Below are 24,753 nucleotides of genomic sequence, written 5' to 3' on the forward strand. Positions count from 1 at the left end.
CCCACCCCCGCGACACCGGTCACTCGTACGCCGTCACCTCGTCCAGCGCCGCGTCCCGCACGTCGGCCACGAGGTGGCGGCGCAGTGCTCTCAGCTCCTCGCGCCAGGGAGCGGCCCAGCCCGTCCGGCCGCCCAACGCTCCGGTGACGGCGACCGCGAACAGCCCTTCGGCATGGCCTCCATGGGCGGTCAGACGGCGGACCTCGGCCAGCAGTGCATCGGGGGCGCCCTCGTGTTCCCGGCGCGCCAGTCGTTCGCCGAGCTCACCGGCGGTGCGGACAGCGAGGGCGGGGCGACCGGCGGTGAGCGCGGCCAGTTGTTCGAGGCGGGGCGGCCGGGCGTCGAGGTCCAGGTGGTACGCCGCCAGGGTCGCGGCCTGTGCCACATGGGCGTCGTACCCGGCGAGCAGCTCGCTCGCGGCGAGAGCGGCGGGCCGGACGGCTTCGGCGGCCGGGCTGCCGTACCGGCAGAGGTGGGAGACGACGTACTCGACGCGCCGACGGGCGGGGCGGTCGCGGATCTCCCCCGCGTCCAGATCGGTGTCGGCGTCCGCCGCCGGGGGTTCGGCAAGTGTCCGCAGAGCCTCCAGGAGCCGGCGCGCGCCCTGCGGGGAGCCCTCCGCGACGGCCACCAGGCCCCTGGCCGCGATCTGCCAGTTCGTCCGGTCGTCGAGATCCGTCGTGACCCGGACCAGCACCGCGGGCGCGTCGGGCGACCAGGGCGTCCACTGGGGCAGCGCACCCAGGGCGAGGGCCGCGGTCTCGGGGTCGTCGGTGGCGCACACGTCACGCACGAGACGGGCGTAGCGCTCACGGTGGGGTTCGGGCAGGTCGAGGGGCCGGACCCGCAGCACGGCCCGGCGCAGCACCGGCTCGGCGCCGGCCGCGTCACGCAGCACCTCCCAGACCGGTTCGTGCGCGACCAGGCCTCCCGCGAAGGCCACACACGCGGTACGCACATCACGGTGGGTGCCGGGACGGCCGTACGTCTCGCTCAGCAGCGTCGCGGCCGACGGCGCGGGGAGGCGTGTCGCCGCCAGCCGGACAGCTTCCTTGCGGCTGGTCACCTTGGTGTCCGGCGCGCGCAGCAGGTCCCCCAGTTGTCCGGCCAGCAGCGACGGCCGCGCGTGCCGGGAGGCTCCGGTGGCCGCGTACACGGCGACGCGGGCCCGGTCGTCGCCCGCGTGCGCGAGCAGTTCGGGCAGCGTGTCCTGGGGCCGGTCGGTGCGGGCGAGCGCGGCGAGAGCCGCCTCGGCGAGGACGACATCCCCGGAGCCGGTCCACTGCCGCACGAGCGCGGCGCCGAACTCCGGGACGTGCGCGGCCTGTTCGATCGCGCCGACCCGCCGGTACAGCGGCAGCGCGGAGTCGCCGGCGACATCGGCCAACTGTCTTATGAACGCCCGGTGTTGGCGGGGCAGCCAGCGACGGACGTCGTGATCGACCCGGGCGGTCCAGGGCTCGCGCTTCGGCAGGAAGCGGCCGTACGGCGGGGTCTCGGCCAGGAACGGGTCGAGCAGGTCGGTGCGGCGGCGGGCGAGGACACGCCACACCGCGGGCAGCGCTCCGGCCGAGGGTTCGTGGGCGAGGACGCGCGTGACCCGTTCGTCGCGGGTGGCGGGCGGTTCCAGCCAGAGGTCGACCGCTGTGCGTACGGTCGAGTCCTTGCCGCCGTACCGGATCGCCTGCCAGAGCAGGTCCTGGAGTTCGGCCATGCCGGCAGCGCGTCGTCCGACGGCCCGGGTGAGGGCGAAGGCGAGGCTGTAGTCGGCCTTTTCGGCGCCCGCCTCGATCCAGGGGCGCAGGGCCTCGTAGACACGGTGTTCCTGACCGCGCGCGAGGGTGTGATCGAGGTGGCCGAGGTCGACGGTGCCTGTGTTGCCGGTGATGCGGACCAGGGTGCGCAGCGCCCAGTTCACCAACTCCCTTGGCCCGCCCGCCGCGTGCTCGCGCAGCACCCCGAGGGCGAGGGCGCTGAGCCGCTGCCGGGTGAGGGCTGAGGAGTCGCGGGCCTCGACGGCGTCCCCGGCGATGCGGTCGAGGTGCGGTTCGGCGTCCTCGGTGAAGAGGGCGGGGCGGACGTCGGCCAGCGCCCCCAACGCGGCGGAGCGCACGGGGTCCTGCTCGTTCCGCAGCCGTCCCATCTCCTCCAGTACGACGGTGACGGCGGCCGAATGGCCGGAGCGCGCGGCGTTGCGGATCAGCAACGGCCAGGCCAGGGCACGGTCTTCGGCGGCGGGGCGACGGGTGGCGTCGATGATCCTGGCGCGCACCTCGTCGACGGGCAGGAACGATTCGACCAGGAGTACGGCGTACCAGTCGGCGCCCCGTTCCCGGGCGGCGGCGGCCGTCCGGCGGGCCTCGTCGGGGGCGTGGGTGCGGGGCAGCGCCGACAGGATCGTCTCGTCGGCGGTGAGGGCAGCCGCGCCCCGGCCTTCCCGTACCGCCACGAGCAGGGCGTGACGCCTGCCGGGAGGCATGGCGTTCAGAAGTGCCGGAAGGTCTCCGGAGGCCGCCAACGCCCCTGCGTAATGGACGAGTTCGGGGCCCCCGGTGCGGGCCAGCCTGCGCAGCACGGAGGCTGGCAGCGAGCGGACTCCCGGGGCGGCCCAGCCGGGCGTGGCGAGCAGGCGCAGTACGCGCTCGGGGGCGGCGGCAGCGAACACGCGCATGCAGGAGCGGAGTTGATGAGGGAGCACCCGGGGCGGCCGCTGCTCCAGGAAGCCGAGGACACGCAGGGGATCGTGTGGCACGACGGCGGCCATGGCGTCGGCGCAGCGCTCCCACCAGGTGTCGTACAGCGCGGTGGGCAGGTCGGCCAGCTCCCGTTCCGCCACGTCGAAGAGGACGTCGGGGTGGTGTCGGGCGAGCGTCCGCCAGGCGTCGAAGGCGTGGAACAGTTCGGGGAGCAGCCGCGTCACCGTCTCCGGCGTGCAGCCGGGCAGTAGTCGTGCCGCTTCCGCGTCTCCCCAGTCCCGCCGGAGTCCGTCCAGCATCCGGTCGGCGAGTGCGGTTCGCCGGCCCGCGACGATCGCGCGCAGCAGGTCCCGGCGTACCGCCTCGGAGGCGTCGACGAGACCCGACTCGTAGGCGGAGTCGGGTACTCGGAGGCTGTCGGCGACTTGCAGCGCGTGCCCCCGCACGTAGGGGTCGGGGTCGGCGATCCGGTCCGCGATCCATGCGGAGTCCCGCCCGACCGCCGCCGCGACGACCGCGAGGTCACGTCCGTACGACCCGCGTTCCTCAAGTTCCGCCAACACCAATCGCAGTGGTGTGAACTCGCTTGCACGGACGGCGAGTTCACGCATGCGCTGCGGATACGGAAGCGGGTCGAGAGCGTTCAGCAGACTGTCGGCCTGCTGGTGCGGGGTACGGGGCATGAGCTGGATTGTGCCCGCTCGGAACCGGTCGGCGTACAGGAATTGCCGTCCGAGAGGTCAGTGGGAGGTGCGCGAGGTGCGCCTGAGGTCGAGTCGCTCCTTCTCGGAGAGGCCGCCCCAGACGCCGAACCGTTCGTCGTTGTTGAGCGCGTACTCCAGACAGGCGGGGCGCATCTCGCACATCCCGCAGATGCGCTTCGCCTCGCGCACCGAGCTGCCCGGTTCGGGAAAGAAGAAGTCGGCCCCGGTCTCTGCGCACAGGGCCTGCGCCTGCCAGGCGCTGTCCATCGGGGTGATCGTCTCGTAGTGCATGCCCGAGATCGTGCCGGGCGGTGAAAAACGTTCGCTCAACGTCCGATCAACGGCCGCCTCCGGGCCCGACCGACGAACGGCCCGGGGGTCTCACCGGTTCGCCCGATGATCCTCCCGCCGGAGGCGCGAGCGCACGGCGGCGCGCGGAGTGTTCTGGGACGAGGCGCGTCTTCCGCCTCACCCAAGGTGACCGCGGTCGGCGCCCGGTTCCGCAGAAGCGCTCCGGCAGCGATTGTCAGTGGGCGGTGCAAGACTCGGCAGAACAGGCAACGGGTCCCTCCCAGAGGGCGGGGCCCACAGAGGAGGGCAATGATGCTCACCACCCGTTTTGTGACCGGCGCTCCGAACTGGATCGATCTCGGTACCCCCGACATCGAGGGTGCCACCTCTTTCTACCGGGCGCTCTTCGGCTGGGACTTCCGGTCGGCGGGCCCCGAAGCCGGGGGGTACGGCTTCTTCCAGCTGGGCGGGCGGACCGTCGCGGGCGGCATGCAGAGCGGCGAGGGCCAGGGACCGCCGTCCTGGACGGTGTCCTTCCAGACCCCGGACGTCGACGCCACCGCCAAGGCCGCCGAGCAGGCCGGGGGCGGTGTCCCGGCACCGCCCATGGATGTCATGGACGCGGGCCGGATGGCCATCCTCACCGACACCACCGGCGCCGTCTTCGGCCTCTGGCAGCCCGGCCGGATCAAGGGCCTCGACATCGCCGGCGAGACCGGCTCCCTGTGCTGGGTGGAGCTCTACACGACGGACGTCCCCAAGGTCGCCGCGTTCTACAGCGCGGTGCTGGGCCTGGAGACCTCGGCGGTGCCGTTCCCGGGCGGCTCGTACACGTGCGTGAACCCGGCGGGCTCCGGGGACGACGGGATGTTCGGCGGGGTCATCGACGTGGACGACGATCCGACGGGCACCGAGACCACTCCGTACTGGCTGCCGTACTTCGAGGTCGCCGACACCGACACGACGGTCGCCACGGCCCAGGAACACGGCGGTCAGGTCCGGATGCCGGCCACGGACGTGGAGGGCGTCGGCCGCATCGCCCGGCTCACCGACCCGTACGGGGCACGCTTCGCGGTGATCAGGAGCGCGCCGGCACAGATGTAAGGAGAGGGCGCCCCCGAAGAGGCGCGGGGCTGTGTCGGATCGCGGCTCGGCCGCGGGGTGCGACCAGCCCCCACCGGCCCGCAGCCGACGGACCACCCACACAGTGCTACGCCGAGGCGCGACGGACCAGCGTGGTGGGCAGGACCACGCCGGCCGGCGCGCCGGCCGCATGGTCGACCGCGCCCAGCAACAGGCGGGCCATCAGCCTGCCCATCTCCTCGATATCCTGACGGACCGTGGTGAGCGGCGGGTCGGTCTGTTCGGCGACCGGGAGCATGTCGTCGAAGCCGACCACGGCGACGTCCTCGGGCACGCGCCGTCCGCGTTCACGCAGAACGCGAAGGGCGCCCGAGGCGGTGAGGTCGTTGGCCGCGAACACGGCGTCCAGGTGCGGGCACCGGTCGAGCAGTTCGCGCATCGCGCGTTCCCCGCCCGCCGGGGTGAAGTCGCTCTCGGCGATCAGTCGCGGGTCGGCGCCGGGCATGACGTCCCGGAACCCGTCGAGCCGGTCCGCCGCCGAGGTCTGGTCCAGCGGACCCGTGATGTGCGCGATCCGCGTCCGCCCCAGGGCGACGAGGTGCCGTACGGCCGCCCGGGCGCCGCCCCGGTTGTCGCTGTCGACGTACACGGCGTCGCGGGTGCCGTCGCTCCAGCCGGGCCGGCCGCCGAACACGGTCGGGACGCCGGCGCGCTGGACCAGGCCGGGCAGCGGGTCGTCGAGGTGCAGGGAGAAGACGAGGGCGCCGTCGACATGCCCGCCGGCGAGATATCTGCCGACGCGGGAGTGGTCGTCGCGCCCTTCGGTGAGCAGCAGCACGAGTTGGGAGTCATGGGCGGTCAGCTCCTTGCTGATCCCCCGGAGTTGCAGGGCGAAGAAGGGGTCGGCGAAGACCCGGGTCTCCGGTTCGGCGATGACGACGGCGATGGCGTCGTGCCGTCTCGTCACCAGGGAGCGGGCGGCCTGGTTGGGCACGTACCCGAGTTCCTCGACGGCCTGCCTGACCCGTTCGACGAGGGGCTCGCGCACGCCGTCCCCGCCGTTCACCACGCGTGACGCGGTGGCCCTGGAGACCCCCGCCCGCGCGGCCACGGCCTCCAGGGTGGGACGCGACGCGGTCTCGGTCACTTCGGCTCCTCATCGGCGGTTGCCGATCAGGATAGTCCCGCCCGGGCACCGGATGAGAGCGCTCTCGGGTCCCGTCAGTGCTCGTGCGACGGCTGCGATTCCCGCGCCCCGCCCGCCCGAGCCGCAGCACCCGCCCCACTCGCAGCACCGTGCGGCTCGTACCCGGGAATCGTCCCGTCCGTCTTCCGCACCAGGAACAGACCCGCCATCCCCATGTCCGAGTGGCTCTGTACATGGCAGTGATACATCCACGCGCCCGCCCCGACGCCCTCTCCCGCGATCACCTGGAACCCGAAGGAGTCCCCCGGGCCCACGATCTTGTTGTCGACGACCTGGCTCGGGTCGTCGGGGCCGGTGAGCAGGCCGGTGCGGTTGTCCGCCCAGCGGTGACCGTGCATATGGAAGGTGTGGTAGTACTCGCCGTGCGTGATCATCACGAACTCGACGCGATCACCCACCGTGGCCTCGAAGTTCGGGTTCTGATGGCCGAACCTGTTGTTGATCGTCATGTCGTTGAAGACGATCGTGTACGTGACGTCCGGGAGGACGTCACCCTTGCGCCGGACGATCACCGGGCCGTAGAGCCCCTTGCGGATGCCGCCGGTGCCGTGTTCGGTGCCGACGACATGGTCGTGGTAGTGCCAGTAGCCCGCGCTGCCCGCCCGCCAGGTGCCGTCCGTACGGCGGCCCGGGGCGTGTGTGCGCCAGGTGTAGGTGCGGGTGCCGCCGGGTTCGACCTCGCTGTGGGTCAGTTTCGTGCCGTCGCTGGAGATCTCGTAGTCCATGCCGTGGACGTGCAGGCTCACGGCCACGCTGGAGGTGTTCTCCAAAGTGATGTGTGCCGTGTCGCCCTCGTTCAGCTCGATCAGAGGCCCGGGGACGGACGCCGTGCCCTTCGCGAGGCCGTAACCCATCTGCCCGTCGGCGAGCTGCTCCGCGTACAGCTGGATGTACCGCACCTCGCCGCCGGCCGGGGCCGTCCTCGCGGGGGCGGCGGTTGCGCCGCCGGCCTCCGAGGCGACCGACAACGATGTCACAGCGACGGCGCCGCCGAGCAGCACCCGCCGGTTGAAGTCACGTCTGTCCATGCAGAAATCCCCACCCTGGTACGGAATCACACAGAGGGAACGAGAGGAACCGGTGAGACGGTAGCGGCATCGACCCAGTTTATCCACGACCAGGACAAAGTTCGCGGCATTCCGGTCATACCTCTTGGCGAGTCGCCCAAAGAGGTCTAGCTTCCTCTGCGTTTGCCGTGACCGAGGAGGGGTGGGTGACCACATGCGGTTCACATCGCATCAAGAGTCCATACGCTTACGGGAGTTGAGCGCGAGAAGCAGGGGAAGGAACGGGAGCGGACGGAGACGGACCTGGGCGGCCACCGTGGCCGCAGGAGTCGTCACCGCCGGTCTGCTGTCGGGGCCCGCCGCGAGCGCGCGGCCGGCTCCCGAACCGTCCATGACAACGATGTCCGTCAAGTCGCCGCCCGGCGGTAGCGGTGTACGTGTACTGGTCTTCCACGGTTCGGCGGCTGCCGGGGACGAGTCGCCGGTCGTCAACGCCGGCATCGAGGCGATCGAGCGGATCGGGTTGTCCGGCCCGGCGGCACAGCGCTTCGGCGTCGAGGCCACGGACGACGCCTCCGTGTTCACGGACGGACCCCGGCTCGGGACCTTCAACGCGATCGTCTTCCTGACCGGGGGCGGTGACGTCCTCGACCCGGAGGAGGAAGCCGGGCTGGAGACGTACATGGAGGCCGGCGGCGGCTTCGTCGGCATCCATGACGCGGCCCGGGCGGAACCGTACTCCGACTGGTTCACCGGCCTGGTGGGCGCCCGGCCCGCGTCCACCAGCCCAACGGCCGTACAGCGTGCGACCGTTGAGGTCGGTGACCGGCGGCATCCGGCCACCAGGGAGCTGCCGGTGCAGTGGAAGCGGCCGGACCAGTGGCTGAACTGGGTGAAGAACCCCTCCGGCGATGTGCACACCGTGGCCCGGGTGCGCGAGTCGACGTACAAACCCGGTGCGAGTGCCAACGGCTGGGACCACCCGGTGAGTTGGTGCCGGGACTACGACGGCGGACGTTCCTTCTACACCGCGATGGGCGGCACGGTGTCGTCGTACGACGAGACGGACTTCCGCACCCATCTGCGCGGGGCGCTGCTGTGGACGACCCGGCTGGCGCAGGCCGACTGCAAGGCCACCATCAACGCCAGTTACAAGGCGGAGCGGCTGACGCAGCCCAACCAGCCGGGGCAGAGCGACCAGATCGGTGAGCCGCACGGGCTGGTGACCGCGCCCGACGGGCGGGTGTTCTACATCGGCCGCGGCGGCGCCGACTCCTCCCAGCCGGTGGTCACCGACTGGAACAACCCGGACATCGGCAAGGGCAGGGGCCAGATCCACGTCTACGACCCGAGGACCAGGAAGGTCACTCTGGCGGGCGAGTTGACGGTCTTCGGCAACAAGGGCGGCGGGGACGAACTCGTCAAGGTCGAGGAGGGGTTGCTCGGCATCGAGCTCGATCCGTCCTTCGAGCGCAACGGCTGGGTGTATCTCCACTACACGCCCCACGGACGGATCAACCGTGACACCAGAATGGCCGAGCGGTACGTCTCCCGCTTCACGCTCGACCTCGCGACCAACCGGCTCGACCTGAACAGCGAGAAGGTGCTGCTCAAGTGGCCGGTGCAGATCCACAGTTGCTGCCACTCGGGCGGCGGGATGGCCTGGGACTCGAAGGGCAACCTGTACATCGCCACCGGTGACAACAACTCCAGCCAGTTCAGCGACGGTTACTCCGGCAACAACCCCCAACCCGCCTACAAGGGCGTGTCGTTCGCCGACGCCCGGCGCACCGCCGGCAACACCAACAACCTCAACGGCAAGATCCTGCGCATCCACCCCGAGTCCGACGGCACGTACACACTCCCCGAGGGCAACCTCTTCACCGGCCGGGAGACCGCCGAGGGCGGCGGCAAGACGCGCGGCGAGATCTATGTCATGGGGGTCAGGAACCCGGCCCGCATCTCCGTCGACAAGGCGACCGACACCCTGTACGCGGGCTGGGTCGGACCGGACGCGAGCGCGCCCTCGACGACCTGGGGTCCGGCGAAGTACGACACGTTCGCCGTCATCACCCAGGCGGGCAACCGGGGTTGGCCGTACTGCATGGGCAACAAGCAGCCCTATCGTGACCGCAATCTGCCCGATCCGTCGAAGCCGCTGGGCTGGTACGACTGCGACCACCCGAAGAACGAGTCGCCGAACAACGACGGCCTGGTCAACCTGCCGCCCGTCACCGGCAACAACATCTGGTACTCGCCCCAGGGCGGCGGCCCCGACTTCCCGCGCGACGCGAACGGTGTCCCGTCCTACAAGGAGTCGGAGAGCACGTATCTGCTGCCGTGGCTGAAGGGCGGCGGTCAGGCCGCGATGAACGGTCCGGTGTACCGCTACGACGCGGCGAACGCGAGTACGACCAAGTGGCCGGCCTACTGGGACGGCAAGTGGTTCGTGGGCGACTTCTACGACGCCGACCAGCCGCGCAACGCCGTGCTCACCGACCCGAAGACCCAGGGTGACGGTGGACTGCCCGTCCACTCCGAGTCGTTGAAGAAGATCGTGCCGATCGGGAACGACGGCATCAAGAACCTCATGGACTGGAAGTTCGGCCCCGACGGCTCGCTCTACGTCCTCGACTACGGCCGGGGCTTCTTCACCTCGGACGCCAGGTCGGCGCTGTGGCGGGTCACTTACACCGGCGGCGGCCCGACGCCCGCGGTCGGCGACCTCGCGAGGGGAGCGGAGTAGTGCGAACAGTGCGCAGACGCAGGCAGCTCTGGACGGCCTTGCTGGCGTCCCTGTTCATGGTTCTCGGACTGACGTCGGTGGCAGGAGCGCGCGGCGCCACCGAACCCACCACCGCCGGCGCCGAGTCGGCCGCCGCTCAGGTCCTCACCTGGACGGCGGGCGACGACATCACCAAGTACGCCTCCGTACCGGCCACGGCGGTGGCTGGTACGACGACGATCGTCTTCGAGAACAGCGCGGCGACCGGCAACACCATGGGAATGCCGCACACGTTGACGTTCGACGTCTCCGACCCGGAGTACAACAACGACGTCCCGCTGAACATCCTCGCCAACCCGAACGACGACCAGGGCGGCCGGCACACCGCCGAGGTCACGCTCGCCCCCGGCCGCTACCGCTATCACTGCACGATCCCGGGCCACGGCCAGATGCAGGGCATCCTCGTGGTGACCGAGGGCGGCGGCGCCGACACAACAGCCCCGGAGACCTCCGCGAACGTCACCGGTGCGCGGAACTCGCAGGGCCAGTACGTCGGTTCGGCGGGCGTGGCGATCGGGGCGAGCGACGAGGGCTCCGGCGTCGACCGGGTCGAGTACGCGATCGGCTCCGACGGCGCCTGGCAGCCGTACACCACGCCGGTGGTGATCGACCAGGTCGGCAGCCATACGGTGCGCTACCGGGCGTTCGACAAGGCGGGCAACGCCGCCCCCGAGAAGAGCGTCACGTTCACGGTGGCCGCGCCGCCGACGGACGACACGGCGCCGCCGGAGACCTCGGCGACGGTGAGCGGCGCGCGGAACGCGGACGGGGCGTATCTCGACATGGCGACGGTCACCGTCTCCGCGTCGGACACCGGGTCCGGGGTCAACACGGTCGAGTACGCGGTGAACAGCGGAAGTTGGCAGCCGTACAGCGGCCCGGTGATGGTGCATCAGGTCGGCGGTCACAGCGTCCGCTACCGGGCCACCGACAAGGCGGGCAATGTCTCCGCCGAGAAGAGCGTCGCGTTCACCGTCGTGGCCCAGCCCGCCGAGGACACCGTCCCGCCCGTGACCGGGGTGACCGTCGAGGGCACCCGGAACGCGAACGGCGCCTACGTCAACAGTGCGAAGGTGACCGTCAGCGCTACGGACCACGGCGGTTCGGGTGTCGCCGCGGTCGAGTACTCGCTCGACGGCGGGCCCTACCTGGCGTACACCGCACCGGTGGTGGTCGACCGGGCGGGCGCGCACACCGTGACGTACCGGGCGAGCGACAAGGCGGGCAACACCAGCGACGCTCGTTCGGTGAGCCTCACGGTCGTGGCGGGCGGCGGGGTTCCGGCGCCCAACTGCCCGGAGTACGACGAGCGGTTGACGGTGATCGTCGGCACGGTCGACTCGGGGGTGCCGAATCGGGTCACCAACAACCGCTGCCGGATAGGCGAGTTGATCGAGGACGAGCGGGAGTGGACGTCCCACGCCCTGTTCCTCAAGCACGTGCGGACCGTTCTCGACCGGCTCGTCAAGGACGGTGCCGTCGACGAGCGTGAGGACGCGGCGATCGACGAGGCGGCCCGCGCCTCCGGAATCGGCAGGCCGGGCGAGACCGAGGGCTACCGCACGATCCTTGACGGCACGCCCGCGTCGTTCGCCAAGTGGCAGCAGGTGGGCGGCGGTTCGTTCACGCTGAACGGCGACGGGTCGCTCACCAGCGGCACCACGGTCGAGGGTCTGGGCATGCTGTGGTTCCCGGAGCGGAAGTACGGCGACTTCTCCCTGAAACTCCAGTGGCGGGACGACGCGCCGGGCACGGGCAACGCCAACTCCGGTGTGTTCGTGCGCTTCCCGTGGATCCTTGGCCACGCGGAGGAGGCACGGCCGGAGTGGGCCGCCATCAAGTACGGGCACGAGGTGCAGGTCTTCGACCGGCCCGACGGCGACATGTACAAGACGGGCTCGGTCTACGGCTTCGACCGGGTGGGGCTCGCCGGGGCCGGTGTCACGCAGAAGGGCACCTGGAACGACTACGAGATCAGGGTGGTCGACCAGCACTACTCGGTGTTCCGCAACGGCGTGCTGATCAACGAGTTCGACAACACCGGCGGCCAGGACTTCACTCCGCCGCGCTCGGACGACCCGGGCACGGACGGGCGGCGGTTCGCGTCGGGGTACATCGGCCTCCAGGTGCACGGCACCACCGATGTGGTCTCGTACCGGGACATCCGGATCAAGGAACTGTCCTGACCAGCGGGGTCGCCTCCCGTCCGGTGGCGTAGCGGCGCCGCACGGGAGGTGACCCCGCCAGGTTGCTCAGGTCAGTCCTTCCGGGCCCGACTTGGCTGGACGCGCTTGGGCTCGCCCGGCATCTTCGGGTACTCCGGGGGATACGGCAGGTCACCGAGTCCGTGCTCGTGTTCGTCGCGGGTGGCGAGTTCGAGCAGGGCGTCGAGGGAGAAGGCGTGGTCGTCCATGTCCGCGTGGACGTCGCCGAGTCGGGCGAACCGGCCGGGCATGGTCGCGAGGTCGAAGTCGCGGGGCCGCGCGTCGTCGAGCTCCTCCCACTTCAGCGGCGCCGAGACGGGAGCGTGTGGGTGGGGACGTACGGAGTAGGCGGACGCGATGGTGCGATCGCGTGCGGTCTGGTTGTAGTCGACGAAGATCCGCTCCCCGCGTTCCTCCTTCCACCACCTGGTGGTCACCTGCTCCGGCATCCGCCGCTCCAGTTCCCGTCCGACGGCGATGGCCGCCCGCCGCACCTGCGTGAACGTCCAGCGCGGTTCGATCGGCACGAAGACATGCAGTCCCCGCCCGCCGGAGGTCTTGGGCCAGCCGCGCAGACCGCCGAACTCGTCGAGCACGGACCGCAGTTCATGCGCCGCGCGCACCGCGTCGCCGTAGTCCGTACCGGGCTGCGGGTCGAGGTCGATGCGCAGTTCGTCGGGGTGGTCGACGTCGGCGCGGCGCACCGGCCAGGGGTGGAAGGTGAGGGTGCCGAACTGGGCTGCCCACAGCACGGCGGCGACCTCGGTCGGGCACATCTCGTCGGCGCTGCGACCGCTGGGAAAGGTGATGTGGGCGGTCGGAATCCAGTCGGGCATGTTCTTGGGCGCCCGCTTCTGGAAGAAGTTCTCACCGCCCACCCCGTCCGGATAGCGCTCCAGAGTGGTCGGCCGGTCGCGCAGCGCGCGCAGGATGCCGGGGCCGACGGCGAGGTAGTACTGGGCGAGGTCGAGCTTGGTGAACCCGCGCTCCGGAAAGAAGACCTTGCCCGGGCTGGACAGCCGCACTGTCCGACCGAACGCTTCCAGCTCCACCGCTTCACCCATGCGAGCCACGGTAGGCGTACCGCGCATAGCTCGCACACCGGGCGATTACGCTCGCGGACGCGCAGAATCGAATCATGGATCTACCGGTCATGCCCCCCGTGAAGCCGATGCTCGCCAAGTCCGTGGCCAAGATCCCTCCGGACATGCAGTACGAGGCGAAGTGGGACGGCTTCCGGGCCATCGTGTTCCGGGACGGCGCCGAGGTTGAGGTCGGTAGCCGTACCGGCAAGTCGCTGACCAGGTATTTTCCCGAGCTGGTGGCGGCCCTGCGGGAGCGGCTGCCCCAGCGGTGTGTGGTGGACGGTGAGGTCGTGATCGCGCACGGTGGGCGTCTCGACTTCGACGCACTCACCGAGCGTATACACCCCGCCGAGTCCCGGGTACGGACGCTGGCCGAGCGGAACCCCGCCTCGTTCGTCGCGTTCGACCTGCTGGCACTGGGCGACGAGTCGCTCCTCGACGTCCCGCTGACCGACCGGCGCGCGCTGCTCACCATGGCGCTGTCCGACGTGACCCCACCTGTTCATGTGGCGCCGGCGACCACCGACATCGAGGTGGCGCGGCGCTGGTTCGAGCAGTACGAGGGGGCGGGCCTCGACGGTGTCATCGCCAAGCCGCTCACCCTGCGCTACCGGCCGGACGAGCGGGTGATGTTCAAGATCAAGCACGAGCGGACGGCGGATGTCGTGGTCGCCGGGTACCGGTTGCACAAGAGCGGCCCGATCGTGGGCTCGCTGCTGCTCGGGCTGTACGACGCCCGGGGCACCCTCCAGCATGTCGGGGTGAGCGCGGCGTTTCCGATGAAGCGGCGGGCCGAGCTCATCGAGGAGCTGGAGCCGCTGCGGCTCGCGGACGTGCGCGAGCATCCGTGGGCCGCCTGGGCGGACGAGGCGGCCCACGAGGCGGCGCGGCTGCCGGGGGCGCCGAGCCGCTGGTCGGCGAAGAAGGACTTCTCGTGGATTCCGCTGCGTCCCGAACTGGTGGCCGAGGTGGCGTACGACCACATGGAGAACGGGGTGCGCTTCCGGCACACGGCCCGTTTCCGACGCTGGCGCCCGGACCGCACGGCCGACAGCTGCACGTACGACCAGCTGGACGAGCCGGTTGGGTACGACCTCGCGGAAATCCTCGGCCCGCAGGGCTGAGGTCACCCTTCGGACACCCCCGCGTGGGCCGTTCGGCCCTTTCCAGGTGCGCGCAGAGAACCGATCGGGTATGGCCACCATTGATCCGATAAGCACACAATCCTAGATACGGACTTGGTGGCGACGGTGGGCATGGGACAGATGGCGCGAACGACACGGACGCGGCGGCGCGGAGTGGCCACGGCGGCGCTGGTGGCCGGCGCCGTGACTGCCGCCCTGATGGCCAGCTGTACGACGGACGACCGCCCCTCCGACGACGGGCGCGGACAGACCCACAGCCGGAGCCAGGAACCCGACCACAGCGAGTCGCCCCTTCCGAAGAGCGTCGGCCCGGTCCTCGCCGTGAAGATCGACAACGTCCGCGCGGCCCGCCCCCAGACGGGTCTGGACGCGGCGGACATCGTGTACGCCGAGCAGGTCGAGGGTGGTCTGAGCCGGCTGATGGCGGTCTACGCGACCCGGCTGCCGGAGGCTGTCGGACCGGTGCGCAGCGCACGCGAGTCCGACCTGGAACTGCTGCGTCAGTTCGACGAGCCGACGCTCGCCTTCTCCGGGGCCCAGCGCAAGCTGCTGCCGCTGATCGACCGGGCACCGCTGAACGCCGAGTCCCCGGAGTCGGCTGCTTCGGACGCCTACTACCGGGGCACGGACAGGGCGGCGCCGCACAACCTGTACCTGAGGCCGCCGCGGCTGATCGGCACCGCACCGGGAGCGGACGCGCTGACGACCGGCTTCCGTTACGGCGCCGCTCCCGAGGGCGGGACCCCCGAGAAGTCGCGCACCGTCCGCTTCCCGTCGGCACGTTTCACGTTCACCTGGTCCGCGGACCGGCACGGGTGGCTGGTGTCGATGGACGGCACCCCGACCGTCGCGACCGACGGCAGGCGGGTCGCCGCGGCGACGGTCGTCGTGCAGTACGTGAAGGTGCGTGAGTCACGGTTCCACGACGTCCTCGGCAACAACTCGCCGTACACCCAGTCCGTGGGCTCGGGCCGGGCTCAAGTGCTGCGCGACGGGCGGGCGTTCGACGTGGGGTGGCGGCGCGGGTCGGCTACGGAGGGGACGGATTTCACGACGGCCGACGGTACGCCGGTGAACTTCGCGAAGGGGCAGGTGTGGGTGGTGTTCGCGACGGCGTGACGGGTACGGCCTGACACCCGATGTGCGGAGCGGTGCCCGGGCCGCGCCGTGCGCGGCACCCTCACCTCCACGACGGGCGCGGGGCCGGCACCTGCGGTTCCGCCACGCGGGCACGACCAGCAACAGGGGACCTGCGGTGGCCGCATCACGCTGCCTCCAACGACGGCTCCGCCCGCGCCAGTCACCCACCGCCGCGAACCGTGTCACCCTCTCCGGGCCCGCAGTGGCCGCACCGCGCACCCAACGCAGCGCCTACGCCTCGAACGGCAGCCCCGCCCGCGCCAGCTCCCCCGCCGCCCCGCGCAGCGCCGCCGCGAACCGTGTCACCCGCTCCGGCGTGAACCGCGTGCTCGGCCCGCCGAAGGACAGCGCGGCGAGCACCGCCCCGCTCCTCCCTCGCACCGGTACGGCCACCGCCGACAGCCCCTCCTCGCGCTCGCCGTGGCTCACGGCGTACCCGTGGTCGCGGGACTCCTCGATCCAGTTCCGCAGGGTCGCCAGATGACCGGCCCCGTACGGCGAGGCCTCCGCGACCCGAAGCAGCAGCCCGTCCGGGGCGTCCAGCAGCAGCGCCTTGGCCACACCGCCCGCCCACAGCGGGAGTTCGTCGCCCACCCGTACGACCTGGCGCAGTGCCTGCGGGCCCTCTTCCTGGGCGATGCAGACGCGGTGGATGTCCCGGCGCACATACAGATGAACCGTCTCCTTGTGCTCGGCGGCGAGGTCACGCAGCAGCATCCGGGCCGCGGGCGGCAGCCGCCAGGCCTGTTCGGCGAGCCGGGACCAGCGCAGCAGCGCGGGGCCGGCGAGGTAGCGGCCGTGCTCGTCGACCCAGAGCAGTCCGTTGAGCCGCAGGGTCTGGAGCAACCGCAGCACGCTGGTCTTCGGCAGCCCGGAGGCGCTGACGATCTCGCGGAGGGACAGCGCGGGACGGACCTCGTCGAACAGCCCGAGAACATCGATGGCCCGCTGGACGGTACGCATCCCCGCGGATTCGGGCTCGCCTCCGGTCCCTGCCCCGGATCCTCCGGCTGCCATCCCAGTTCCCTCCTCGGCTCCGGACCGCCACCGTGATCCGGGCGGTGGTCTCGCCCCCGCACGCTATCCGCTGCCGGTCCGCTGAGCGGACCCGGCCCAACGGCGGAAGTGCGCTCAGCGCGGGGCGGCGAGTGGTTCCGCCGGGTTGCGCAGCCCCTCCGCCGCGTCGGCGACGCGCTGGATGAGGTCGAGGAAGACGGTCTGTTCACCGGCGGAGAGCGGGGCCAGGAAGACCTGGTTCATCCGGGCCGTCCGCACGGTCAGCTTGCGGTGCGCGCGCACCCCGTCGTCCGTGGGGCGCAGCAGGGAGCGGCGGCCGTCCTCCGGGTCGCGCACCTTGTCGATCAGGTCGCGGCGGCCGAGCCTGCTGACGACCTCGGCGACCGTGGACCGGTCGAGGCCCACCCGCTCCCCGACCGTGCGCTGGTCGAGGCCCGGTTCGGCGACCAGCGCGTTCAGGACCGCGAACTGCGGCGAGGTGATCTCCTCGGAGACCATCGCGTTCCACAGCAGGTAGTGCGCCTGCTGGAGTCGCCGGGCGAGGTGCCCGGGGTGGGTGGAGAGATCCACCGCGGCCATGTCCGCTCCTGGGGTCGTCTGCTTCAGAGCATAGAATTTCGTTGGTGTACTGACGATACAGCCCACCGGCCGCCGTGTCTTCAGCCGCCTCACACAGCCTCTACCAGCGGTTCTACTATCACCCTTGACGACAAGACCGGTGAGTGACAGCGTGAGGGAAACCTTGCTGAAATACTCAGTGCCCTGAGTAATTGGGCTCGGAAGAGACTAGGAACTCCTCATGGCTCTCACCCAGTCGGACATCGACGTCGAGGTCGGCGACCTCCAGGACGCCTACGACAAGGCGGTCGCCGAAGGCGCGCCCGTACAGAACCATCCGCCGCGCGACTACGCCCCGTACCGCAGCTCGGTGCTGCGCCACCCGAAGCAGCCGCTGGTCGCGGTGAGCGGCGGGGACCCGGAGACGGTCGAGCTGTCGGGGCCGGTGTTCGGGGTCACCGACATCACCGACATCGACAGCGACCTCACGATCCAGCACCTGGGCGAACCGCTGGGCGAGCGCATCACCGTCTCCGGACGGCTCCTCGACCGGGACGGGCGGCCCGTGCGCGGCCAGCTGATCGAACTGTGGCAGGCCAACGCCTCCGGCCGGTACGCCCATCTGCGGGACCAGCATCCGGCGCCACTCGACCCCAACTTCACCGGCGTGGGACGGGTTCTGACGGATGATCAGGGACGGTACCGGTTCACCACGATCAAGCCGGGCGCGTACCCGTGGCGCAACCACACCAACGCCTGGCGGCCCGCGCACATCCACTTCTCGGTCTTCGGCACGGCGTTCACCCAGCGGCTCGTGACGCAGATGTACTTCCCGAACGACCCGCTCTTCCGCTACGACCCGATCCTGCGCTCGGTGACCGACGAGGCCGCCCGAAACCGTCTGGTCGCCGAGTACAACCACGACCTGTCCCAGCCCGAGTTCTCGCTCGGCTACGAGTGGGACATCGTCCTCGACGGTCCCTCCGCCACCTGGATCGAAGAAGGCCGCGACTGATGAGCGTCTCCCCGAAGTCCCCGGAGAACCTTCTCCCCACCCCGTCCCACACCGTCGGCCCCTTCTACGGCTATGCCCTCCCCTTCCCCGAGGGCGAGCAGGTCGCGCCCAAGGGCCACCCGGACACGATCACCCTCCACGGTTACGTCCTGGACGGCGAGGGCGCCCCGATCCCCGACGCCCTGCTGGAGTTCTGGCAGGCGGCGCCCGACGGGTCCCTGACCGGTGCCCCCGGATCACTGCGCCGCGACCCGGTGACGGGCGGCTACCTGGGGCGCAACGGCACCGACTTCACGGGCTTCGGGCGGGTCGCCACCGACGCCGACGGGCACTACGCGCTGTACACGCTGCCCCCGGGCAACGCCGGCCTGCCGTACCTCAGCGTGTGCGTGTTCGCGCGCGGTCTGCTGACCCACCTGTACACGCGCGCGTATCTGACGGACGGCGCAGATCCGCTGCTCGACTCCCTGCCTGCCGAACGGCGCGCCACGCTGGTCGCCGCCGAGGGCGAGCGGCGCACGTACCGTTTCGACATCCGCCTTCAGGGCGAGGGCGAAACGGTCTTCCTGGAGTTCGAGTGACACCACCTGCCGATGCCGAGTCCGATGCCGACACCGGTCTGCTCTCCCCCGGGTGGGCCGGTTCCCCGGCTGCCTCCGCGACCAGCGACACGGCGTATCTGCGGGCGCTGCTCGACGCGGAGGCCGCGCTGACCCGCGCCCAGGCCGGGCTGGGGCTGGCGCCGGAGGAAGCGGCCACGGCGGTCGACTCCGCAGCCGCCGAGGCCGCTGCCTTCGACGTGCGGTCGATCGCGCTGCGCGCCCGGGCCGGCGGCAACCCGGTGATCCCGCTGGTCGCGGACCTGACGGCGGCGGTCGGCGCGGAGTACGGGCCCTACGTCCACCGGGGAGCGACCAGCCAGGACATCCTCGACACGGCGACGATGCTGATCGCCGCCCGCGCCCTGAACCTGGTCCTCGCGGACCTCGACCGCACCGCGCTGGCCCTCGCCCGGCTCGCCACCGACCACCGCGACACCGTGCTGCCGGGCCGCACGCTCACCCAGCACGCCGTGCCGACGACCTTCGGGCTGAAGGCGGCGGGCTGGCGCTCCCTGGTCCTCGACGCACGGGACCGCCTGACCGCCGTACGCCACAGTCTCCCCGCCCAACTCGGGGGCGCCGCAGGCACCTTGGCCGCGTTCACCGTGTTCGGCACGACCGCGGGCACTGTCGACACCCGGGCCCTCGTCGCCGCCTTCGCCCGCGAACTCGGCCTCGCCGAACCGGTGTTGCCCTGGCACACCCTGCGGACCCCGGTCGTGGATCTCGCCGGGGCGCTCGCCTTCACGGCCGGTGCCCTCGGGAAGATCGCCGCCGATGTACTGACGCTGGCCCGTACCGAGATCGCCGAGGTGTCCGAGGGCAGCGGTGGGGGTTCGTCGGCGATGCCCCACAAGGCAAATCCCGTACGGTCGACGCTGATCGCCGCAGCGGCCCGGCGCGCGCCACAGCTCGCGGCCACGCTGTACGGGGCGATGGTCGCCGAGGACGAGCGGCCGGCCGGTGCCTGGCACGCCGAGTGGGAGCCGCTCAGGGAACTGCTCCGGGTGACCGGGGGCGCCGCCCGGGACGCCGTCGAGCTGACCGAGGGGCTGCGCGTCCACGCGGACACCATGCGCCAACACCTGGGCCTCACCCACGGGTTGATCGTCTCCGAGCGGCTGGCCGCCGAACTCGCGCCGGTACTGGGCCGGGCCCGCGCGAAGGCCCTGCTCACCGAAGTGGCCGCCCGTACCCACACCGAGGGTCGGTCACTCGCCGAACTCCTCGCCGAGGAGCCGGAGCTGAAGGACCTGCCCCTCGACGACCTGACCGACCCCGCCCGTTACACCGGCTCCGCCGGCTCCCTCACCGACCGTGCCCTGGAGCGATCGTGACCGACAAGCTGCCGCACCACCGCGTCGAGGGCTCCGCCACCGCTCCCCCGCTGCTGCTCGGCCCCTCGCTCGGGACGTCGTACGCCCTCTGGGACAAGGTGGCGCCCGAGCTGTCCGTCACGCACCGGGTGGTCCGCTGGGACCTGCCCGGGCACGGGGGTTCGGCGCCCGGTCTGATCGGGCCCGGGGCCACCGTCGGTGATCTGGCCGCGCTGGTGCTGGCGCTCGCCGACTCGCTCGGGATCGGCCAATTCGCCTACGCGGGTGTGTCGTTGGGCGGCGCGGTCGGTCTGCATCTGGCCGTCCACCACCCGGAGCGGGTGTCGTCGCTCGCCGTTCTCTGCTCCTCGGCCCACTTCAACGGCAGCAAGGCGTGGGAGGAGCGGGCCGCGCTGGTGCGGAGCGAGGGGCTGGCCGGGCTCGCGGAGAGCGCCGACGCACGCTGGTTCACACCCGGGTTCACCGTGCCGGAGCTGGTCGCGGACCACCGGAACGCCGATCCGGACGCGTACGCCGCCTGCTGTGACGCGCTGGGCGCCTTCGACCTGCGTGACCGGCTGGCCGGGATCGGCGTGCCCACGCTGCTCGTCGCCGGGCGGCAGGACCCGGCCACTCCCCCGGCCCATCTGCGGGAGATCGCGGACGCCGTACCGGGTGCCACGCTCGTCGAACTGCCCGGCGCCTCGCACCTGGCGGTCGCGCAGTGCCCGGAGGCCGTACTGGCCGCGCTGCGCCCGCACTTCGGGGCAGCGCCCCGGCGGGGCATGGAGGTGCGTCGGCAGGTGCTCGGCGACACGCACGTGGACCGGGCGCAGTCGCGGCAGACGCCCTTCACGGCCCGCTTCCAGGACTTCATCTCGCGCTACGCGTGGGGCGAGATCTGGACCGACCCGACGCTCACCCGGCGCGAGCGCAGCATGATCACGCTCACCGCCCTGGTCGCCCACGGCCACTACGACGAGCTGGCGATGCACGTCCGCGCGGCCCGCCGCAACGGGCTGACCCCCGAGGAGATCGGCGCGGTGCTGCTCCAGACGGCCGTGTACTGCGGGGTGCCGGCGGCCAACTCGGCGTTCGCGGCAGCCCAGCGCGTACTGGCGGAGGAGGACGGTTCGGAAGAGTGAACCCTGCCGGTCGGGGCCCCAGTGACGTCGCGCGTGGGGTTCCGGCCCTGCACCGAGCCTTGACGGGCGCGAGTTGCGGCTGGCAGGGACCCCCTCGCGACGGTCGTCGCGCGCTCTCGCGGATCGTGCACGTCGACTCGGCCCGCCAGGCGCCCCGCGGCGTCGACCGGGCGTCGCCGACGCTACGGCGGCCGTCCTCGCGCTGGTGACCCGGAGGTCGGGGAGCGGAGGCCACTTCGACTGCACGAGCCGGGCGCGGGCGCACGGGGAGACCTACGACGACCAGTTGCGGAACACCCGGAGGAGGCCGCGGAGCGGTTGCGCCGGGTCTGACCACCCGCACCCGGCGCCCCCGCGGGTCACCGCAGCCCCCGTCCGTTGTCCAGCACGTCCCGTGCCTTGGCGACCAGGCCGTCGGCGCCGCACGACTTGGCCAGGGTCAGACCGCGTTGGATCTCGGCGACCGAGCGGGCGGCGATGCCGTACTCGACGCGGGCCGCGGCGTGTTCGTACTGGCAGGGTGACGCCTCCAGATAGGCGACCGCCTGGGCGGCCAGGCGTACCGCCCGCTGGCCGGTCTCCAGGGCCGCCGCGCAGCGCAGGGCCTCGCCGATGGCGGTGTCCGTACCGAAGCGTTCGGCGTACCGACGGGCGTCGGCGACCAGCACGGCGGCCCGGAGCGGGTCCTCCACGGCCAGCGCGCGGGCGAGGTCGACGGCCCAGGTGGCGAGCACCGGGTTGTGGAAGCCTCGCCCGGTCGCCGCCTTCTCCGCGGCCTCCAGTTCGTTGATGCCCTCCTTGGTGCGGCCGACGGCGATGAGCAACCGGCCGCGCACCGCGCGGGGTTCGGGCAGCAGGATGGTGGACGGGTAGGGCGGGGCGAAGCCGTACTGCTCGGCGATCGCCCAGGCCTCCTGGACATGGCCGCGGGCGAGCAGTGTGTCGACGAGGTTGCAGGTCGCCGACCAGTACAGGGGCAGACCGCGCCCGACGCGTTCGGCCAGCCGCAGAGACTCGCGAAGAGACGTCTCGGCCTCTCTGAGGCGGCCCCGCCTGCGGTGCCCGAGACCGACGTACGCATGGGCGAGGGAGAGGTGGCCGCCGCTCCAGCCCGCCGTCTCATAGGCGCGCAGGGCCTCCATGTAGAGGGACTCGGCGCGGTCGAGACGGTCGGTGTAGGCGTACGCGCAGGCGAGCATCATCAGCAGCTCGATGCCCCACTCGGGGTCGGTCCAGCCGAGGCCGGGCGCGAGGCGGCCGTTGACGAGGGCGCGGTCGCACACCTCCACGACCTCCTCGGCGTTCTCGCCGTGGGTCATGGCGTCGAAGCCGCGCAGGATGAGCAGCGCGCGCTCGGAGTTGTCCCGGCCGGTGCAGGGGCGGGCGAGGTCGGCGAGGCGCTCGGAGCGGCCCGGCGCCGTCACATCGCCGCCGTGGATGCCCTCCAGCATGAAGTGCACGCCCTGCAGGCGCATCCGGGCAGGGCCGGGCTGGTGCCGGGCGGCCTCCGCCTCGACCGTGCGGACGGCTTCCTCCAGCTGGTCGTTGTGCAGCAGGGCCTGGGAGAGCCGGACGATCGCGTCGACGCGCTGGTCGCCTTCCAGGCCGGGCATCGCGAGGGCGGTCTGGAGATGTCCGATGGTGGTGGCGGGCGCGGTGAGGTGGGTGGCGCAGCCCAGTTCGAAGAGCACGTGCGCGTGGCTCTCGGGCCGGGGCGGTTCCAGCAGGGCGCGCTCCAGACAGCGGCGGGCCGCGTCCGGGGCACCGACCGCCTGGTGCTCACGGGCGGCCTCGCGCAGCTGGTCGACGAGTTCCTCGTCGTCGTCCGGATAGACGTGCAGGAGGTGGCGGGAGGCCGCGGCGGCGCCCTTCCCGGACTCGGTGACGACCTGTGCGGCGATGCCGTGCATGGCGGTGCGCATGCCGTCCGGGATGGAGTCGTAGACGGCGGTGGCGATCAGCGGGTGGACGAACTCCAGCTCGCTGTCGGTGACTTGACCGGCCGTCAGCTGGGGTTCGGTGAGGATGCGGGCGGTGCACAGGAGGTTGGCGCAGTGGTCGGCCTCGTGGTGGCTGAGGGTGGCCAGCCGGGCCACGAGGTCCACGGAGATACCCGTACCGAGAATGGCCGCCGCCCAGGCGAAGCGGGTGGCTTCGACGCCCAGGTCCTCCAGGCGGGCGACGAGACCACCGCCGCGTGCCGCGTTGTTGAGTTCGCGCAGTCGGCCGCAGGACGCCTCGACCGGGGCCAGTCCGGCGTCCCGGACCTTGGCGAGGAGTTCGACGGTCTCGTACGGGTTGCCGCCGGTGACCGCCCACACCTCGCGGCAGAACGGGGCGTCGGCGTGCGGGCCGAGGGTGGTGCGGGTGAGGCCGGCGGCGGCTGCCGGAGTCAGGGCATCGAGCGTGGCGACGGGGCCTGCCGCCCGGGCGATCGCCTCCAGATGGTCGGCACGGCCGCCGGTGGCCTCGCCGGGCCTGCGGGCGACCACGACGAGGACGGACAGGTCGTCGAGCCGCTCGGCGAACGCGGCCAGCCAGCGCAGGCTCTCCTGGTCGGCCCACTGGGCGTCGTCGATGAGCAGGACGAGCGGCCAGTCGCGCTTGGCGAGCCGCCGTACGGCCGCGACCAGGCCGTCGCACACGCCCTGCGGGTCGGCCAGGCGGTCGCCGGGTTCCGTGATGCCGAGGGCGGGGCCGGCGATGTCGTACCAGTCGCCGAGGTACTCTCGGGCCTCCTCCGGCATCAGCGACAGGAGCGCGGGCTGCAGCAGCTGGCGCACGACGTTGAAGGGGACGGACTTGAGGGTCTCGCCGCCGCGCACCGACCACACCGTGCAGTTGCGCCGGTCGGCGATGCGCCGGGTTTCGGCCAACAGCGCGGTCTTGCCGAGACCCGCCTCGCCGGTGAAGAGCAGCAGACTGCCCGAGGAGGAGTTGTCGACGCGTAAGGCCTCGATCGCCCGTTCCACGGCGGCGACTTGTGTGTCGCGCTCCCACAGGGCGGCAGAGCCGGCCGTCCCGGGCCGTTCCTCCGTCATCCCGCTACCTCCCCAAGTCGCCTGAACGACGTACAGAACCCGAGAGTAGCCGTCCGGCTGCCGCAGTGGAGGCGGGTCCGCGCAGGATTGCCGGGACGAGTGACAGGGAGTGCGGCAGGGCGACGTGGCGGGCCCGCCACCAGCCGTCGTGAAAGCTGTCGACGGTCAACAGCCCCTGAAACGAAGCTTGTTTTCCGTCATCGGCGGGTGCGCGTCCGCCCGCGGCACGCCCTCTCGGGCCGTCCCGTCCACGCACCCGGACGGGGACCTCCCCGCGTGCGCCCACGCACGGCCCCCACCTGCGGACCCTCCGACCGGCGCACTCCCGCAGGGCTGCGTTCACGGGCGCGGCGGGGAAGTTCATCGGGTGGTACGAGTCCGGTGTCCACGGCGGCTTCACTCCGGTGATCTCGGCCCCGCCCCTTCACCTCGACGGATGGCGGCGAGGCCGAGGCGCTGGTGAAAGCGCATGCGTACCTCGTACTGCTATTCCCATCCCGCCCGAGGGGGCGCAGCCTCGGGGGTGGCGCCGTCTCCTCCGACATGCTGCGGCTGCCGTCGGTGGCGAGGAGGTGCCGGTGCGGCTGGTGAGGGAGGGCGCTCGACCTCCCGTATCCCGCTATCTGGGCATCTCGGCCCGCTTTTCTGCGCCTTTCCCGGCGGAAAGGGGACTCCTCTCATCCGCCTTTCACGCGAGCCTCATACGGTGGGG

General features: G+C 71.7%; 17 protein-coding genes. 9 read left to right on the plus strand and 8 right to left on the minus strand.

The features are described from left to right. Nucleotides 1–19: 19 nt before the first annotated feature. Nucleotides 20–3,379 (minus strand): hypothetical protein, encoded by a 3,360-nt coding sequence (locus ACW4TU_RS06070; RefSeq protein WP_457425364.1) that lies wholly within the window; start codon nt 3,377–3,379, stop codon nt 20–22. A gap of 57 nt (nt 3,380–3,436) precedes the next feature. Then, entirely contained in the window at nt 3,437–3,691 is a 255-nt protein-coding gene (locus ACW4TU_RS06075) for a WhiB family transcriptional regulator (RefSeq protein WP_457425366.1), read from the minus strand. A 312-nt stretch (nt 3,692–4,003) separates the two neighbouring features. On the opposite strand from ACW4TU_RS06075, the gene ACW4TU_RS06080 reads away from it, so the two are divergent. Beyond that, a complete protein-coding gene (locus ACW4TU_RS06080; RefSeq protein WP_457429947.1) occupies nt 4,004–4,795 on the plus strand; it encodes a VOC family protein in 792 nt (263 codons plus the stop codon). Nucleotides 4,796–4,901: 106 nt separating this feature from the next. Here the strand turns inward: ACW4TU_RS06080 and ACW4TU_RS06085 are convergent, their stop codons facing one another. Next, entirely contained in the window at nt 4,902–5,921 is a 1,020-nt protein-coding gene (locus ACW4TU_RS06085; protein WP_457425368.1) for a LacI family DNA-binding transcriptional regulator, read from the minus strand. Between the two features lie 74 nt (nt 5,922–5,995). Beyond that, nucleotides 5,996–7,009 carry a multicopper oxidase domain-containing protein gene (locus ACW4TU_RS06090; RefSeq protein WP_457425370.1) on the minus strand — a complete coding sequence of 338 codons (1,014 nt, stop codon included), beginning with the start codon at nt 7,007–7,009 and terminating at the stop codon, nt 5,996–5,998. A gap of 295 nt (nt 7,010–7,304) precedes the next feature. On the opposite strand from ACW4TU_RS06090, the gene ACW4TU_RS06095 reads away from it, so the two are divergent. Further along, nucleotides 7,305–9,734 carry a ThuA domain-containing protein gene (locus ACW4TU_RS06095; protein ID WP_457425372.1) on the plus strand — a complete coding sequence of 810 codons (2,430 nt, stop codon included), beginning with the start codon at nt 7,305–7,307 and terminating at the stop codon, nt 9,732–9,734. Nucleotides 9,735–9,790: 56 nt separating this feature from the next. After that, nucleotides 9,791–11,959, plus strand: a complete 2,169-nt coding sequence (locus ACW4TU_RS06100; protein ID WP_457429948.1) for an OmpL47-type beta-barrel domain-containing protein — start codon at nt 9,791–9,793, stop codon at nt 11,957–11,959. 71 nt (nt 11,960–12,030) lie between these two features. Here the strand turns inward: ACW4TU_RS06100 and ligD are convergent, their stop codons facing one another. After that, nucleotides 12,031–13,041, minus strand: coding sequence for a non-homologous end-joining DNA ligase (ligD, locus tag ACW4TU_RS06105; protein ID WP_457425374.1), 1,011 nt, complete (start codon nt 13,039–13,041; stop codon nt 12,031–12,033). Nucleotides 13,042–13,115: 74 nt separating this feature from the next. Here ligD and ACW4TU_RS06110 point away from each other — a divergent pair, with 74 nt between their 5' ends. Both ACW4TU_RS06110 and ACW4TU_RS06115 read left to right on the plus strand, forming a co-directional pair. Next, the gene (locus ACW4TU_RS06110; RefSeq protein ID WP_457425376.1) at nt 13,116–14,186 is read left to right on the plus strand and encodes an ATP-dependent DNA ligase; all 1,071 of its coding nucleotides are present in this window, start codon (nt 13,116–13,118) and stop codon (nt 14,184–14,186) included. Nucleotides 14,187–14,327: 141 nt separating this feature from the next. Next, nucleotides 14,328–15,326 (plus strand): DUF3048 domain-containing protein, encoded by a 999-nt coding sequence (locus ACW4TU_RS06115; RefSeq protein WP_457425378.1) that lies wholly within the window; start codon nt 14,328–14,330, stop codon nt 15,324–15,326. A gap of 252 nt (nt 15,327–15,578) precedes the next feature. Here ACW4TU_RS06115 and ACW4TU_RS06120 read toward each other — a convergent pair whose 3' ends face one another. Together ACW4TU_RS06120 and ACW4TU_RS06125 are read right to left on the minus strand one after the other, a co-directional pair. After that, complete coding sequence (locus tag ACW4TU_RS06120; protein ID WP_457425380.1) at nt 15,579–16,364, minus strand: IclR family transcriptional regulator; 786 nt, start codon at nt 16,362–16,364, stop codon at nt 15,579–15,581. 114 nt (nt 16,365–16,478) lie between these two features. After that, nucleotides 16,479–16,943: a MarR family winged helix-turn-helix transcriptional regulator gene (locus ACW4TU_RS06125; RefSeq protein ID WP_457425382.1), complete on the minus strand. Its 465-nt coding sequence runs from the start codon at nt 16,941–16,943 to the stop codon at nt 16,479–16,481. A 220-nt stretch (nt 16,944–17,163) separates the two neighbouring features. Between ACW4TU_RS06125 and pcaH the strand changes: the two genes are divergently transcribed. The 4 genes from pcaH to pcaDC are packed head-to-tail and all read left to right on the plus strand — an operon-like array spanning nt 17,164 to nt 21,000. Continuing rightward, a complete protein-coding gene (gene pcaH, locus ACW4TU_RS06130) occupies nt 17,164–17,937 on the plus strand; it encodes a protocatechuate 3,4-dioxygenase subunit beta (RefSeq protein ID WP_457425384.1) in 774 nt (257 codons plus the stop codon). Next, nucleotides 17,937–18,518, plus strand: a complete 582-nt coding sequence (gene pcaG, locus ACW4TU_RS06135) for a protocatechuate 3,4-dioxygenase subunit alpha (protein WP_457425386.1) — start codon at nt 17,937–17,939, stop codon at nt 18,516–18,518. Before pcaH ends, pcaG begins: the two co-directional genes overlap by 1 nt. Next, entirely contained in the window at nt 18,515–19,876 is a 1,362-nt protein-coding gene (pcaB, locus tag ACW4TU_RS06140) for a 3-carboxy-cis,cis-muconate cycloisomerase (RefSeq protein WP_457425388.1), read from the plus strand. The genes pcaG and pcaB overlap by 4 nt, the downstream gene beginning before the upstream one ends. After that, entirely contained in the window at nt 19,873–21,000 is a 1,128-nt protein-coding gene (gene pcaDC, locus ACW4TU_RS06145; RefSeq protein WP_457425391.1) for a bifunctional 3-oxoadipate enol-lactonase/4-carboxymuconolactone decarboxylase PcaDC, read from the plus strand. Before pcaB ends, pcaDC begins: the two co-directional genes overlap by 4 nt. Nucleotides 21,001–21,359: 359 nt before the next feature. Here pcaDC and ACW4TU_RS06150 read toward each other — a convergent pair whose 3' ends face one another. Continuing rightward, a complete protein-coding gene (locus ACW4TU_RS06150; RefSeq protein WP_457425393.1) occupies nt 21,360–24,041 on the minus strand; it encodes an ATP-binding protein in 2,682 nt (893 codons plus the stop codon). Between the last annotated feature and the right edge of the window lie 712 nt (nt 24,042–24,753).

The organism is Streptomyces kryoterrae, assembly GCF_054072135.1.